Raw genomic sequence first — 14205 nt, forward strand, 5'->3', positions numbered from 1 at the left:
ACGCTGTGGAGAAAAAACAGGCCGGGCGGAGCGGGACCCCTCGCTCCGGCCGGCCTGTTTTTTGTTGTTTAGCCTTCCCAAGGGATGGGCCGCCCGGCGGCCAGGGAGGCAGGGACGTCCAGCAGCCGCTGGTTGGAGGAGCCGCGGAAGCGCAGGGAGATGTCCCTGAGAGCCTCCACAAATTCCCCATCCACCAGCACGTCCACCAGGGAGAGCAGCGCGCCGGTGGCCTCGCAGCGGGCGCGGCTCTGCCCGGTCAGCTCCTCCCAGGTGTAGCCGGAAAAGGCCCACACGGTCTTGTCCGGGAGCTGCTGTCGCAGGCGGCGGAGGAAGGGGAGCAGGGCGCGCTGGTTGTCCGGCTCGAAGGGCTCGCCCCCCAGCAGGGTAAGCCCGCTGATGTAGGGCCGGTCCAGGGCCTCCAGAAGCGCCTCCTCGGTCTCGGCGGTAAAGGGCTGGCCGTAGCGGAAGTCCCAGGTCTGGGGCTGGAAGCAGCCCTTGCAGCGGTGGGTGCAGCCCGAGACAAAGAGGGTCACCCGCACCCCGGTGCCGTTGGCGATGTCGCAGGGCTTGATGCTGCCGTAGTACACTGGAACCGCCCTCCTTACAGGTGGAGCACCCGCTCCTTGATCTCCTGGGTGCGGCCCTGGTTCCAGAACTGGGTGCCGATGTAGCCGCAGGTGCGCCGGGCCACGTTGAGCTTGCTCTGCTCCCGGTTGCCGCACTTGGGACACTCCCACACCAGCTTGCCGTCGTCCTCCACGATCCGGATCTCCCCGTCAAAGCCGCACACCTGGCAGTAGTCGCTCTTGGTGTTCAGCTCGGCGTACATGATGTGGTCGTAGATGAAGCCCATGACCTGGAGCACGGCCTCCAGGTTCTGCTGCATGTCGGGCACCTCCACATAGCTGATGGCGCCGCCGGGGGAGAGGGCCTGGAACTGGGCCTCGAAGGACAGCTTGGAGAAGGCGTCGATCTCCTCGGTGACGTGGACGTGGTAGCTGTTGGTGATGTAGGACTTGTCGGTGATGCCGGGGATGACGCCGAAGCGCTTTTGCAGGCACTTGGCGAACTTGTAGGTGGTGGACTCCAGCGGCGTGCCGTAGAGGGAGAAGTCGATGTGCTCTTTGGCCTTCCAGGCGGCGGTGGCCCGGTTCATGTGTTCCATGACCTCCAGGGCGAAGGGGGTGGCCTCCGGATCGGTGTGGGAGCGGCCGGTCATGTACTTGACGCACTCGTACAGCCCCGCGTAGCCCAGGGAGATGGTGGAGTAGCCGTTGTAGAGCAGCCGGTCGATGGGCTCCCCCTTCTTCAGCCGGGCCAGAGCGCCGTACTGCCACAGGATGGGGGCCGCGTCGGACAGGGTGCCCTTCAGCCGCTCGTGGCGGCACATCAGCGCCCGGTAGCACAGCTCCAGCCGCTCGTCGAACACCTTCCAGAACTTCTCGCGGTCGCCACCGGAGGAGAGGGCCACGTCCACCAGATTGATGGTCACCACGCCCTGGTTGAACCGGCCGTAGTACTTGGGCTTTCCGGTCTCCGGATCCACGTAGGGGGTGAGGAAGGAGCGGCAGCCCATGCAGGTGTAGCACTGGCCCTCCCCGTTCTGATCCACCTTGTTCTGCTTCATGATCTTCTCGGAGATGTAGTCGGGCACCAGGCGGCGGGCGGTGCACTTGGCGGCCAGCCTGGTCAGATAGTAGTAGGGGGTGCCGGGGCGCACGTTGTCCTCCTCCAGCACGTAGATGAGCTTGGGGAAGGCCGGGGTGATCCAAACCCCCTCCTCGTTCTTTACGCCCTCATAGCGCTGTACCAGGGTCTCCTCGATGATGAGGGCCAGATCCCGCTTGGTCTGGGGATCGTCCACCTCGCCCAGGTACATGAACACGGTGACGAAGGGGGCCTGTCCGTTGGTGGTCATGAGGGTGACCACCTGGTACTGAATGGTCTGCACCCCCCGGCGGATCTCCTCCCGCAGGCGCTTCTCCACGATGCCGGAGAGCACCTCCTCCGAGGGGGTGCCGCCCACGGCGGCGATCTCCGCCAGCACCTGTCCGCGGATCTTCTCCCGGGAGACCTGGACAAAGGGGGCCAGGTGGGCCAGGGAGATGGACTGGCCGCCGTACTGGTTGGAGGCCACCTGGGCGATGATCTGGGTGGCGATGTTGCAGGCGGTGGAAAAGCTGTGGGGCTTTTCGATGAGGGTGCCCGAGATGACGGTGCCGTTTTGCAGCATGTCCTCCAGGTTGACCAGATCGCAGTTGTGCATGTGCTGGGCGTAGTAGTCCATGTCGTGGAAGTGGATGATGCCCGCCTTGTGGGCCTCCACGATGTCGGGGGGGAGCAGCAGCCGCTGGGTGATGTCCTTGGACACCTCGCCGGCCATGTAGTCCCGCTGAACCGAGTTGACCACCGGGTTCTTGTTGGCGTTCTCCTGCTTGGCCTCCTCGTTGTTGCACTCGATGAGGGTGAGGATCTGGCTGTCGGTGGTGTTGGCCGCCCGGGCCAGGGAGCGGACATAGCGGTAGCGGATGTAGCGCTTGGCGGTCTCAAAGGCGCCCAGGCGCATGATCTCGGTCTCCACCAGCTCCTGAATCTCCTCCACGGACAGGGTGCGGCCCATCCGGGCGGCGGCCTGCTCCACGCTGAGGGCGAGCTGGGCCACCTGCCCGCCGGACAGCTCCGGCGGCTGGTCGGTGGCCAGATTGGCTTTGGTGACGGCGGCGGCGATCTTCTCCCGGTCAAAGGCGGCCTCGCTGCCGTTGCGCTTCATGATTTTCACTGGTGCTGCCACTCCTTGCAATTCATTCGTCCGCTACATTATATAGGGCTAACTGGAAAAGCGCAATACTATATTTGGCGTTTTGTCAAATCGGACAGACCGGGGTGGAATTCCGGGGCGGGACACGGTATAATAGACAAAACAGACAGCGAAGCCCCGGAAGGAGCCACGGGGCGGTCAGGAGGCATTTGCGGTGCGCATTGATATCATCTTCAGCGATTTGGACGGCACCCTGCTGCTGGGAGACAAGGGACTGTCCACCGGGACGGCGGAGGCCCTGGCCCGGGCGGCGGAGCGGGGGATTTCCTTCGTGCCCGCCACCGGGCGTTTTTTCAACGCCATCCCCCGGGCGGTGCAGGAGCTGCCCTTCTGGCGGTACGCCATTGTGATGAACGGGGCGGTGGTGTGGGACCGGGCGGAGGGGAGGGCCATCCGCCGGGCGGAGCTGTCCCCGGAGCTGGCCGTCCGGGTGATGGCCCGGCTGGAGGACTTTCCCGGCACCCTGGACTGCTATATGGAGGACAACTGCGGCTGGATGGAGGCCCGGTACTACGCCGCGCTGGACGACTGGATCCTGGACCCGGTCTCCCAGCGGATCATCCGGGAGATGCGCCGCCCCATGGAGGATCTGCGGGGCTATGTGGGCCGCCGGGGGCGGCCGGTGCAGAAGATCCAGAGCTACTTTCGGGACGAGGCCACCCAGCGGGCGGTGCTCGCCGCCCTGGCGGAGGAGTTTCCCGAGCTCTCGGTGGCCTGCTCCCTGCCCGGCAACGTGGAGCTCACCCACCGGGACGCCACCAAGGGGGCGGCCATGACCGCCCTGTGCGCGCATCTGGGTATCCCCCTGGAGCGGGCGGCGGCCTTCGGGGACGAGCGCAACGACTGCTCCATGCTGGCGGCGGCGGGGCTGGGGGTGGCCATGGGGAACGCGGCGCCGGAGGCCAAGGCGGCGGCGCGGCTGGTGACGGACACCAACCAGGAGGACGGCGTGGCCCGGACGCTGCTCCGGCTGCTGGAGGAGGGGGCATGACCGAGGCGTACTATTTCCGGCAGCTGGACAAGGCCGGCCAGGCGGCCTACCACGCCATGAAGACCGGGCTGGCCGCCCTCCGCCCCGCCTTCCCGGTACCCCGGCTGGAGGGGCGGGAGCTGGGAGACGTGCTGGCCCGCCTGCGGCTGGACTGCCCGGAGCTGTTCTACGTCACCGGCTTCTCCTACCGGGTGTACCCGGCCGCCGCCACGGTGGAGCTGCTGCCCCAGTACCTCTTCGACAAGGGGAAGATCCAGACCCACCAGAAGGCGCTGGCCGCCCGGCTGGATCGCCTGTGCCGCCCGGCCATGGGGCTGAACGAGGGGGAGAAGGAGCGGTATGTCCACGATTTTATCTGCCGGAATGTCCGCTACGACAAGCTGAAAAAGCCTTACTCCCACGAGATTCTCGGCCCGCTGGGCCAGGGGGTGGGGGTGTGCGAGGGCATCGCCAAGGCGGTCAAGTGCCTGTGTGACCGGCTGGGGGTGTGGTGCATTGTGGCCCTGGCGGAGAACAACCCGGACAAGGGGATCAAGTACCGCCATGCCTGGAACGTGGTGCGCCTGGGGGATGCGTATTACCACCTGGACGCCACCTTTGACAACTCGCTGGGATCGGCGGAGCTGGTGCGCTACGACTACTTCAATCTGGACGACCGGCGGCTGTTCCGGGATCACGAGGCCCTGGTCTATCCGGTGCCCGCCTGCGCCGACGGGGGGCGGTTCTACTACCGGGAGGCCAAGCTCTCCTTCACCCGGCCGGAGGAGGTGGCCGGGCGGGCCGCCCAGGCCGTCCGCAAGGGGAAGCCCCTGGTGTTCCACTGGCGGGGCGGCCCCCTGACGGGGGAGGTGCTGGGGGAGCTGGCCGCCCTGCTGGAGGAGGCGGCGGCCCGGAAGGGGCGGCACGCCGCCATCCGGCTGAACAGGCCCCAGGCGGTGCTGGAGGTGCGCTTCCCGGAGGCGCCTCCGGCCGAGGCCTGCACCGCCCAGGAGGCCAACGAGGGAGAGGAGGAAGGCTGATGCTGCGGGAGTACCTGCCCTTTTGGGACCGGCTGACGGAGGGGCAACGGCGGCGGCTGGAGGAGGGCGCTGCGGTGCGGCGCTTTGCCCGGGGGGAGATGGTGTACGGCGGCGGGACGGAGTGCGCGGGGCTTATCCTGCCCACCGAGGGACAGCTCCGCGCCTATATGCTCACCGACGAGGGGCGGGAGCTGACCCTCTACCGGCTCTTTCCCCGGGATATGTGCCTTTTTTCCGCCTCCTGCGTACTGCGGGGCATCCAGTTCGACGTGCTGGTGGAGGCGGAGCGGGATACCACTGCCCTCTTTCTGCCGGCGGAGGTGTATCAAGGGCTGATGGAGGAGAGCGCGGCAGTGGCCAACTACACCAGCGAGCTGATGGCCGACCGCTTCTCCGAGGTGATGTGGCGAATGGACCAGATTCTGAGCAAGAAGCTGGACGGCCGCCTGGCTGCCCTGCTGGTGGAGGAGAGCCGCCTGGCGGAGAGCGCCTCCCTCCGCCTCACCCATGACCAGCTGGCCCGCCACCTGGGTTCCGCCCGGGAGGTGGTGAGCCGCCTGCTCAAGGACTTCCAGAACGACGGTCTGGTGCGGCTGGGCCGGGGCGGGGTGGAGCTGCTGGACCTTCCGGCGCTGGAGGCTCTGGCATCGGACAGCCTACGGTGATTTTGTCACGGAAGGGGCGGGCTGTTTCTGGTATCCTGGGTACAGACAGAGCGTCCAGGACGGCCCGCCCGTCCGTGAGAAAAAGGAGTGCTGAATGTATGGGACTGTTTGACCTCTTTGCCCGCCGCCCCGCGCTGAGCGAGGGCCTGGAATAATACCGCAACACCTCGGGCGCCGTCCTGCTGGACGTGCGCACCCCGGAGGAATACCGGGACGGCCACCTGCCCGGAGCGAAAAACCTGCCCCTGGATCGGCTGGATACCATCGCCGAGCCTGCTGGGAGCCCACTGTTTGTCTACTGCCGCAGCGGGGCGCGGAGCGCCCAGGCCAGAGCCCGGCTGGCGCGGGCGGGGTATTCCGTCACCGATCTGGGGGGCCTGCTGGGCTACCGCGGGCCGCTGGAAGCATAGGGAGGGAAGCAGCATGAAGGTTGTCATCATCGGCGGCGTGGCCGGAGGGGCCACTGCGGCGGCCCGTCTGCGCCGCCTGGACGAGCGCGCGGAGATCATCATCCTGGAGCGCACGGGCTACGTGTCCTACGCCAACTGCGGCCTGCCCTACTATGTGGGCGGTGTGATCACCGACCGGGAGGAGCTGACCCTACAGACCCCGGAGGGCTTCCGAAACCGCTTCGGAATTGACGTGCGGGTGGGGCAGGAGGCGGTGGAGCTTCACCCGGAGCAGCATACCGTCACCGTCCGCCGCCTGGAGGATGGGAGCACCTACGCCCTCCACTATGACAAGCTGCTCCTCTCGCCCGGGGCGCGGCCCGTGGGGTCCAACTTGCCCGGCGAGGACGACCCCCGTGTGTTCACCCTGCGCACGGTGGAGGACACCCTGCGCATCCGGGCCTACCTGGACGAGCATCCCGTCCGGCGGGCCGTGGTGGTGGGCGGCGGCTTCATCGGCTTGGAGATGGCGGAGAACCTGGTGCACGCGGGGGTGCACACCACCCTGCTCCAGCGGGGCGCGCAGGTGCTGCCGCCCCTGGACGCCGACATGGCGGCGGAGATCCACGCCTATCTCCGGGGCCAGGGGGTGGAGCTGCGCCTGGGCGCACGGGTGTCCGGCTTCTCTCCCCAGGGGGACGGGCTGGCTGTAGAGCTGGAGGGCGGGGAGCGGTTCCCGGCCGACCTGGTGCTGCTGGGCATCGGCGTGGCCCCCGACACGGAGCTGGCCCGCCGGGCGGGCCTGGCCCTGGGCGTCAAGGGGGCGATCTCGGTGGACGGGCAGATGCGCACCAGCGCCCCGGACGTCTACGCCGTGGGTGACGCGGTGGAGGTGCGGCATTTTGTCGCCGGAGCCAAAAGCCACATTGCGCTGGCCGGCCCGGCCAACAAGCAGGGGCGCATTGCCGCCGACCACATCTGCGGGCGGCGGAGCGCCTACACTGGGGCGCTGGGCACCTCGGTGCTCAAGCTCTTTGACCTGACAGCGGCCTCCACGGGGCTGAACGAAAAACAGGCGCGGGCCGCGGGCGTGGCCTATGACAAGGTGGTGACCTACTCCGCCTCCCACGCCTCCTACTACCCCGGCGCCCGCAACATGACGGTCAAGACCCTCTTCGATCCCGCATCCGGCCGCATTCTTGGGGCGCAGATTGTGGGGTTCGATGGGGTGGACAAGCGCATGGACGTGCTGGCCGCCGCCATTCGAGCGGGCCTCACCGCCGAACAGCTCACCGAGCTGGATCTGGCCTACGCGCCCCCCTACGGCTCGGCCAAGGATCCGGTGAATATGGCTGGCTATGTGATTGAGAATGTCCGGGCGGGGCTGGTGGAGCAGCACCACTGGGACGCGGTGGCGGAGCTGCCGGCGGACGGCTCGGTGATCCTGCTGGATGTGCGCACGCCGGGCGAGGTCAGGAAGCAGGGACTGCTCCGCTCCGACGCGCTTCACATCCACCTGGACGAGCTGCGGGGGCGGCTGGGTGAACTGGACAAAGGGAAGAAGGTTTATGTCAACTGCTACAGCGGCCTGCGGAGCTATCTGGCCTGCCGCATCCTGTCCCAGCATGGCTTCCGGTGCTCCAACCTGTCCGGCGGCTGGCGCTTCTGGTCCTACAACGCCACCGACCGGACCCACGATGCCGCGCCGACCCACCTGTGCGGTGTCCCCACTGGAAAGGATTAAAAAATTCCGGCTGCTTTCCTTGGAAAGCAGCCGGTTTTATATGCTATGGCTGAGCAGCCGCCGCTCCAGGGTGAGCGCCAGCAGGCCGCCTGCCAGATAGGCCAGTAGATCCCACGGGTCGCACACGGAGGAGGGCTTATACAGCAGGGGGGCCAGCTCCAGAAAGAGGCCGCAGGCCAGCAGATACCCGGCGGCGGCCGGAACGGAGCGTATGGGGGACAGCCGCCCCAGAACGAGAAGAAGCTCCACCAGGGCCAGCAGCAGGGCCCCGGCCAGAAGGTCGCTGAAATACCAGGCCAGGAAGAGGCGGAGCGGGCCGGAGGCAGCGGGGAGAAACCATAGCTTATTGCAGGCGTAGAGCAGGACGGCGGCCCCGATCACCCCCGCGGAGAGGGTGAACTGGCGCTTTAGAACAGGGAGAGGAGGAGAAGCGCCGCGATCACGCCCACGATCACCGCGGCCACCGTCCCGCCGAAACCCATGCCGCCCCTCCCCTCGTCGGCGGGCGGGTCCCCGGCGGGCGGCGGAGGGGGAGAGGAGGGCTCCAGCTGTGCGGGATCTACCACCCGGGCATAAGCCCCCACGTCACGCAGGGCGAATGTCAGCGCCTGGGCCGCGTCCTGTGTCATCCCCTCCCGCAGGACGATAGAGGGAACCACCGCGCAGTTGTCCACGTAGGCCTCGGCCTCGGCGCGGGAGATGCCCAGCTCGGCCATGAGCAGCTCCACCACCTTGCTCTGGGTCTCCGGCCCGTCCGGGCAGGCGGTGAGCACCACGGAGAAGCGGTCCGGGGAAGGGGGAGCGGCCGGGGCTGTGGGCTGCTTGGGCAGAGGGTAGCCGCAGTGGATGCAGGCGGAGGCCTGGTCGGAGATCTGTTTTCCGCACTCGGGACAGGAAATGAGCGCCATGGGGAGAACCTCCTTTTCGCCGGAAGGGGCGGAGTGGTGGGCTAGGAGAGGAGCAAGGCCAGGGGGAGGAGGATCAGCTGCGCGGCCAGGACGCCAAGGATCACTGCGGCCACGGTTTTGCCGAAGTCCATGGCGCGGCACCCCTCGAAGGGATGGGGCTGGGGGACATCGGGTATGGTGGAGTCGAGCACCTGCACCTCGGCCCCCGCCCCGCGGAGGGTGTCGGCCAGCGCCCAGGCGTCCTTTTGGGTCAGATGGGTCTGGAGGGTGGAGGGGGCGCGTTCGGCCGCGGGCTGGGAGAGAAACGCGTAGACGGCTTCCCAGACGCTCTCCTCCAGATGGATGGCGAGCTTTCGGACGCGGTAACGCCCCTCGGAGTCCTCGGGGCAGGCGGTGAGCACCACGGAGAAGCGGTTTGGATCGAGGGGAGCCCTTGGAGCGAGGGGACAGCCGCAGTGGATGCAGGCGGGGGCCTGGTTGGAGATCTCTTTTCCACACTCCGGGCAGGCGATGAGGGCCATACAGAGCCTCCTTTCGGCGGAAACCGCCGTTTTTCTTCCAGTGTACCAGAGGGCGGGGGCCCTCGTCAATACTCCTTGTGATCCTCGGCAATGGCGCCGCTGCGGTAGGCCAGCAGGAGGGCCATCAGATCGTCGATCTGCTCCTGGAGCTGGCGGCCCACGTCGGTGCCGGCGATTTTCAGCCGGGACTCCAGCCGCTCGAACACCACGGAGGTGGAGGCGATGTCCTGGCTGGTGCGGATGGCCTCCGCCCGGCCCACGAAGGGCTCGTGGGACACCAGGCGGTAGCAGGCGGAGTTGTAGATGAGGGTATAGCCCGCGATGCCGGTGGTCTGCTGATAGGCCTTGCAGAAGCCGCCGTCGATGACCAGCAGCCTGCCGCCCCCCTTCATGGGGCTCTCCCCTTTCTTGGACTTGACGGGGACGTGGCCGTTGATGATGTGGCAGTGGGGGCCCTCCAGGCCGAACTCCCGCAGCAGCGCCTCGCAGATCTCCGGGTCGTTGTAGAGCTGGTAGTAGACGTTTTTGGGCTCGGCCCAGGTGGACTCGTCGGCGAGGAAACGCCGCTCAAAGGTGGTCATGCGGTCGCGGCCGAAGATGGGGCTGTTGCGGCCCGCCCACAGGAACCACAGGAAGTCCATGCCGGCGGCCCGCTCCGCCGAGCCGGGGGCGGAGTAGTAGGCCCGGCGGGCGGCCAGATCCGCATAGTCCAGGAAGGCCTTGCCGGAGAGACGCCCCCCGTTCACCGGGAAGGAGAGGAGGGAGCCGTCGGCCGCCATGGGGATGCAGCCGTGGAAGAGCAGGTTGCCGTTGAAGATTTTATACAGGCTGCCCTTGGAGTAGAGGAAGCGGACGTGCCGCTGGAGCTTCTCGCTGTGGAGAAAGGAGAGGGTGAGCTGGTGGATCAGGATCTCCTCCTCGGGGGTGAGGGCGTAGGGATCGGCGGGGTTGACGGTGGGGAAGTCGGTGTCCAGCATGGGATAGGCTCTGCCGTCCACCGTCACAGTCCTGCTTTCGTAGTCGATCTTGTCCAGCAGGAGCCGGTCGGCCATGCCGAAGTCGGGGTTGCGCAGGATCTTCTGCCCCTCCAGCTTGAAGAGGATCATGGTGATGGCCTTATACATCCGGGCGGAGAGCAGCTTGTCCTTCTCGGTGTACCGCTCTGCCTCCTCGCCGGTGAGCTTGACGGAGAAGCGGGACACGTCGGTGTCCCGGTAGACCTCGTTGGCAAAGACGGACAGGGGGCGCAGAGAGATGCCGTAGCCGGTCTCGATGACCTCCAGGTTGTTGTAGCGCAGGGAGTTGGCCAGCACGGTGGCCACCAGGGTGCGGGAGCCGGAGGCCGCCCCCATCCACAGCACGTCGTGGTTGCCCCACTGTATGTCCACGCTGTGGTAGTCCAGCAGGGAGTCCAGAATGATGTCCGCCCGGGGGCCTCGGTCGAAGATGTCCCCCACCACGTGGAGGTGGTCCACCGCCAGGCGCTTGATGAGCTCGCAGAGCTGCACCAGGAAGTTGGAGGCCCGGCCGATGTCGATGATGGTGGAGATGATGTTCTCGTAGTAGTCCCGCTTGTCGTTGTCTTCGTAGTGGGTGTGCAGCATCTCATCGATGATGTAGGCGTACTCCCTGGGCATGGCCTTGCGCACCTTGGAGCGGGTGTACTTGGAGCTGACCAGGCGGCAGATCTCAATGAGCCGGTGGAAGGTGATGCGGTACCACTCCCGCATGTCGGGGGTCTCCCGCTGGATCTCCTCCAGCTTCTCCTTGGGGTAATAGATCAGGGTGGCCAGCTGGTCCCGCTCCGCCTTGGAGACGGTGGCGGCAAACAGATCGTCCAGCTTTTCCCGCACGACCCCGGACGCAGAGTTGAGGATGTGCAGAAAGGCCTCGTATTCCCCGTGGACGTCGGAGACAAAGTGCTCCGTGCCCTTGGGCAGGTTCAGGATGGCCTGCAGGTTGATAATCTCCGTACTGGCGGCCTGGACCGTGGGGTACTGGCGGGCCAGCATTTTCAGATAGTGCAGGTTTTCGGGGCGGCAGGCTTGGGTGGGCTTCATGCGGGAACCTCCTTTGATTAAACGGGTGATTTCAGTTTATTATCGCACGTTCCGGTGGAGGATGCAAGGGGATAGGGGAATTGCGCCCGGCTTTTCCCGCGCCCCGCCGGAATGGGGCTTGCCAGGGGAGGGACGCCCTGTTATAATAAAAACAGATTTTATAAATTATATTTATTTTGCGAGGGGGATGGATATGGAGAGCCTGGTACTGTCACCGCAGGATGTGGAAAACCTGGAGGCCATGAGCGACGGCTCCACAGGGTACTTTTACAAGATGCTGGACTACCTGGAGAAGCGGGTGGAGGACGGCGTGCGCCGGGGGCGCTTCTCCGAGGAGGCGGCAAAGGCCGACCTGGAGACGGCCCTCTGGTACTCCTACGCCTGCAACAACCTGGACGAATATGAGTCGTACTGCCGGGCGGCGCAGTGGATGGCCGCGTCGGAGGGGAGCGCGGAGGCCGCCCGCTGCGGCATGTGGTACTACCGCTACTCCTGCGCCCTGCTGTACTGCGGGCGGCTGGAGGAGGCCCTGGCCTACGCGGAAAAGGGAGTGGCGGTGGAGCCGGACTATGTGTGGGGCTGGCTACAACTGGGCAAGCTGCGCAGCCACTTTGGTGACACGGCCGGGGCCCTGGCCGCAGTGGAGCGGGGGCTGGCCCTGGAGCCGGGGGACTATGAGTTCACCACCCTGGCCCGGGAGATCCGGGAGGGCAGGAGCCTGGAGGAGATGGAGTACCACTGGATCGACCCGGAGCAGGACCGGCGGCTCCAGGCCGGAGAGGCGGAGGAGGGGGAGATGGCGGACAAACGCCTGGCCATCGCCTGTATCCTCTGCGACCGGGCCAATCTGGAGGCCGTCAAGGCGGCCCTGGGCGTGACGGAGTGGGAGGCCGACGCCCCCTATTGCACTTTCACCATGCCCTACGGAGAGGGGACGGTACAGGGCCGCTTTTTCGGCAACGAGGCCGCCCTGTCCAAGCTGTCCGCGGAGTGGGCGGCGGCGCTGGCGGCCCGCCTGCCCGAGCTGGACCGGCGGGGCAGAACCTTCCTGGAGCTGAGGGCGGAGCTGCAGACCGACGGGCTGGAGCTGGCGTGGTTCACCATCCAGCGGGACCAGGGGCTACGGCTGTGTTTCCAGGGGGGCGGGCACAGCCAGATGGTGCTGTTCGGGGCCGACTTCTCTTTGCGGGAGGAGGGGCAGCCCGCTCTGGAGCAGCCCGGCTCCGCGGGGAATTTTCTGGCCTTCGTGCTGCTGGAGGAGCCGGAGTGGGACCCCGAGGCCTTCAAGCGGGCGCTGCGGGACCACTGGGGCATTCCCTGCATGACCGAGCCGGAGGATGGGGAGGACGGGGAGAGCACCCTGGTCTTTGAGGTGGAGGGGATGCTGGCGGCCCTGAGCCTCTACCCCTTCCCGGTGCCCCACGGCGAGGCGGAGGAGGCCGCCGGGCGGTGCTACCTGTGGCCGGAGGCCGAGGCGGCTGCCCGGCGGCACAAGGGGCAGCTCCTGGTGTCGGTGTTGGGCCGGGAGGCCGGGCCATGGAAGGCCGCCGCCCTCCAGGTGAAGCTGGTGTGCGCCGCCTGCGGGCAGGCGGGGACTCTGGGTGTGTACGCCAACGGTACGGTCTATCCGCCGGAGCTCTATCAGGAGGCGGCCGCCCCGCTGGACGAGGGAGAGCTGCCCCTGCTCAATCTGGTGTGGGTGGGCCTCTACCGGACGGAGGAGGGGATGGGCGCCTATACCGACGGCCTGCGCAGCTTCGGCAAGGACGAACTGGAGGTGCTGGACGCCAGGGCCGAGCCCGCCGAGGTGCGGAATTTCCTCCTGAACATCGCGGATTATCTGCTGGAGGAGGACGTGACCCTCCGGGATGGCGAGACCATCGGCTTCTCGGAGGAGCAGCGCCTGCCCATCACCCGCAGCGCGGGTGTGGGACAGGAGGGTATGACCCTGAAAATCGGCTGGCCTGGTGAGGTATAAAGTAAGCGGCGGCGGTCGGTAAACCCTTCGGCCGAAGGATTTGGAGGGAAGGATAGCGTGAAAGGGAACCGTCAGGGGTTCCCTTTCACGTTGGATCAAAGGACTTTTTGAAGCATCAAAAGGTCCTTCAGCCTGTCGAAAAGAAGCTTTCGACAGGCTGAAACAGCGGCGGAACGGAGCATCCGTTCCCCCGCTGTTTGCGGTATCAGGGGGTGGTGTCCAGCACCAGGTCACACCCTCCGGGCAGACCGGTGGACTGGAAATAGGCCTCCTCCAGGGGAATCCAACGCTCTAAAAAGGCGGGGAGCCGTTTCGGGCCCTCACGGGCCAGAAGGCGAAGCCGCTGCTCGCCGGGGGAGCAGGTCAGGAAGACGGTGCGGTCATACCAGCCACGCAGGGCGGGGTGGAGGGCGTAGCTGCCCTCCACCAGTGCTAGGCCGGTGAGCTCGGCCCGGATGGGGGCGGAAAAGTCCATGGAGCGGCAGTCAAAGGGGCGGAAGCAGGCCGCACCGGTCTCCCGCAGGGGGCGCAGCAGCTCTGCCTCCACCCGCTCATAGTGGACGTTGCCGCCAGGAGCGGCATAACGCTCCGGTGTACGCAGGGCAGGCGGAAGGAAAAAATCGTCCATGTGGAACAGGGGGCAGCCCAGCCTGTGGGCCGCCAGTCCGGCCAGGGTGCTCTTGCCGCTGCCGCAGCGGCCGTCGATGGCGGCAAGTGCGGGGCGGCCCAGCCGGGCCAGGGGGGTGAGCAGTTCCAAAAGGGCCTCCAGGGATTCCAAGCGCGGGCCCTCCTCTCGTCGTTTTTTTCAGTATACCACAACGGCGGGACGGAAAAAAGCCAGACTGTCGCTAAATCCTTCTACAGGAGGGGGGCGGGGGAAAGGTCATGTAACAGGGAACCGTCAGGGTTTCCTGTCACATTGGGTCAAACGACGTTCCGCCTGTTGAAAACCTTTTTTCGGGAGGAAAGCCCTGCAAGCTTCTGCCTGCAGGGCTTTCCTGTCTGATATGTTTTACTTGCCCAGGCTGAGGATCTCGCGGGCCTCGGCGGGGGTGGCGACCTGCTTGCCGTACTCCTCGATGACGCGGCGGGCGCGCTCCACGAACTGCACG

14 protein-coding genes are annotated in these 14205 nt (G+C 66.6%); 6 read left to right on the top strand and 8 right to left on the bottom strand.

The annotated features are described in order from the left end of the window. Window positions 1–68 precede the first annotated feature (68 nt). Window positions 69–587, bottom strand: a complete 519-nt coding sequence (nrdG, locus tag ACESY8_RS10000; protein ID WP_054339175.1) for an anaerobic ribonucleoside-triphosphate reductase activating protein — start codon at window positions 585–587, stop codon at window positions 69–71. A 14-nt stretch (window positions 588–601) separates the two neighbouring features. Further along, on the bottom strand, window positions 602–2770 hold the full coding sequence (gene nrdD / locus ACESY8_RS10005) for an anaerobic ribonucleoside-triphosphate reductase (protein WP_154250170.1): 2169 nt from the start codon (window positions 2768–2770) through the stop codon (window positions 602–604). Window positions 2771–2972: 202 nt separating this feature from the next. On the opposite strand from nrdD, the gene ACESY8_RS10010 reads away from it, so the two are divergent. The 5 genes from ACESY8_RS10010 (at window position 2973) to ACESY8_RS10030 (ending at window position 7626) form a co-directional block, all read left to right on the top strand. Then, entirely contained in the window at window positions 2973–3809 is an 837-nt protein-coding gene (locus ACESY8_RS10010; RefSeq protein ID WP_204681950.1) for a Cof-type HAD-IIB family hydrolase, read from the top strand. Further along, complete coding sequence (locus ACESY8_RS10015) at window positions 3806–4828, top strand: transglutaminase domain-containing protein (RefSeq protein ID WP_288859811.1); 1023 nt, start codon at window positions 3806–3808, stop codon at window positions 4826–4828. Before ACESY8_RS10010 ends, ACESY8_RS10015 begins: the two co-directional genes overlap by 4 nt. Then, the gene (locus ACESY8_RS10020; protein ID WP_044943376.1) at window positions 4828–5493 is read left to right on the top strand and encodes a Crp/Fnr family transcriptional regulator; all 666 of its coding nucleotides are present in this window, start codon (window positions 4828–4830) and stop codon (window positions 5491–5493) included. Before ACESY8_RS10015 ends, ACESY8_RS10020 begins: the two co-directional genes overlap by 1 nt. Window positions 5494–5672: 179 nt before the next feature. Further along, window positions 5673–5903 carry a rhodanese-like domain-containing protein gene (locus ACESY8_RS10025; RefSeq protein ID WP_498794725.1) on the top strand — a complete coding sequence of 77 codons (231 nt, stop codon included), beginning with the start codon at window positions 5673–5675 and terminating at the stop codon, window positions 5901–5903. Between the two features lie 13 nt (window positions 5904–5916). Next, window positions 5917–7626 carry an FAD-dependent oxidoreductase gene (locus tag ACESY8_RS10030; protein ID WP_054339179.1) on the top strand — a complete coding sequence of 570 codons (1710 nt, stop codon included), beginning with the start codon at window positions 5917–5919 and terminating at the stop codon, window positions 7624–7626. A gap of 36 nt (window positions 7627–7662) precedes the next feature. Here the strand turns inward: ACESY8_RS10030 and ACESY8_RS10035 are convergent, their stop codons facing one another. The 4 genes from ACESY8_RS10035 to ACESY8_RS10050 all read right to left on the bottom strand — a co-directional run bounded on the left by ACESY8_RS10035 (window position 7663) and on the right by ACESY8_RS10050 (window position 11115). Continuing rightward, complete coding sequence (locus tag ACESY8_RS10035) at window positions 7663–8007, bottom strand: hypothetical protein (RefSeq protein WP_054339180.1); 345 nt, start codon at window positions 8005–8007, stop codon at window positions 7663–7665. 26 nt (window positions 8008–8033) lie between these two features. Further along, window positions 8034–8534, bottom strand: a complete 501-nt coding sequence (locus ACESY8_RS10040) for a zinc ribbon domain-containing protein (protein WP_054339181.1) — start codon at window positions 8532–8534, stop codon at window positions 8034–8036. Between the two features lie 41 nt (window positions 8535–8575). After that, on the bottom strand, window positions 8576–9055 hold the full coding sequence (locus tag ACESY8_RS10045) for a zinc ribbon domain-containing protein (RefSeq protein WP_054339182.1): 480 nt from the start codon (window positions 9053–9055) through the stop codon (window positions 8576–8578). Between the two features lie 65 nt (window positions 9056–9120). After that, complete coding sequence (locus ACESY8_RS10050; protein WP_007489126.1) at window positions 9121–11115, bottom strand: fructose-bisphosphatase class III; 1995 nt, start codon at window positions 11113–11115, stop codon at window positions 9121–9123. A gap of 193 nt (window positions 11116–11308) precedes the next feature. Between ACESY8_RS10050 and ACESY8_RS10055 the strand changes: the two genes are divergently transcribed. Continuing rightward, window positions 11309–13093, top strand: a complete 1785-nt coding sequence (locus ACESY8_RS10055) for a DUF4261 domain-containing protein (protein WP_009260812.1) — start codon at window positions 11309–11311, stop codon at window positions 13091–13093. Between the two features lie 205 nt (window positions 13094–13298). On the opposite strand, the gene ACESY8_RS10060 is transcribed toward ACESY8_RS10055, so the two are convergent. Together ACESY8_RS10060 and ACESY8_RS10065 are read right to left on the bottom strand one after the other, a co-directional pair. Next, entirely contained in the window at window positions 13299–13871 is a 573-nt protein-coding gene (locus ACESY8_RS10060; protein WP_009260811.1) for a uridine kinase family protein, read from the bottom strand. 234 nt (window positions 13872–14105) lie between these two features. Further along, the gene (locus ACESY8_RS10065) at window positions 14106–14204 is read right to left on the bottom strand and encodes a 3-keto-5-aminohexanoate cleavage protein (RefSeq protein ID WP_334261737.1); all 99 of its coding nucleotides are present in this window, start codon (window positions 14202–14204) and stop codon (window positions 14106–14108) included. Window position 14205: the final 1 nt, after the last annotated feature.

The sequence above is a fragment of the Clostridium sp. ATCC BAA-442 genome, from assembly GCF_964239415.1.
Taxonomy (GTDB): Bacteria; Bacillota; Clostridia; order Oscillospirales; family Oscillospiraceae; genus Flavonifractor; species Flavonifractor plautii.

Bases quoted from the DNA above. Each gene is read 5' to 3' on its own strand.
- nrdD (WP_154250170.1), bottom strand. From the start codon at position 2,770: ATGAAGCGCAACGGCAGCGAGGCCGCCTTTGACCGGGAGAAGATCGCC.
- ACESY8_RS10015 (WP_288859811.1), top strand. From the start codon at position 3,806: ATGACCGAGGCGTACTATTTCCGGCAGCTGGACAAGGCCGGCCAGGCG.
- ACESY8_RS10020 (WP_044943376.1), top strand. From the start codon at position 4,828: ATGCTGCGGGAGTACCTGCCCTTTTGGGACCGGCTGACGGAGGGGCAA.
- ACESY8_RS10030 (WP_054339179.1), top strand. From the start codon at position 5,917: ATGAAGGTTGTCATCATCGGCGGCGTGGCCGGAGGGGCCACTGCGGCG.
- ACESY8_RS10040 (WP_054339181.1), bottom strand. From the start codon at position 8,534: ATGGCGCTCATTTCCTGTCCCGAGTGCGGAAAACAGATCTCCGACCAG.
- ACESY8_RS10045 (WP_054339182.1), bottom strand. From the start codon at position 9,055: ATGGCCCTCATCGCCTGCCCGGAGTGTGGAAAAGAGATCTCCAACCAG.
- ACESY8_RS10050 (WP_007489126.1), bottom strand. From the start codon at position 11,115: ATGAAGCCCACCCAAGCCTGCCGCCCCGAAAACCTGCACTATCTGAAA.
- ACESY8_RS10055 (WP_009260812.1), top strand. From the start codon at position 11,309: ATGGAGAGCCTGGTACTGTCACCGCAGGATGTGGAAAACCTGGAGGCC.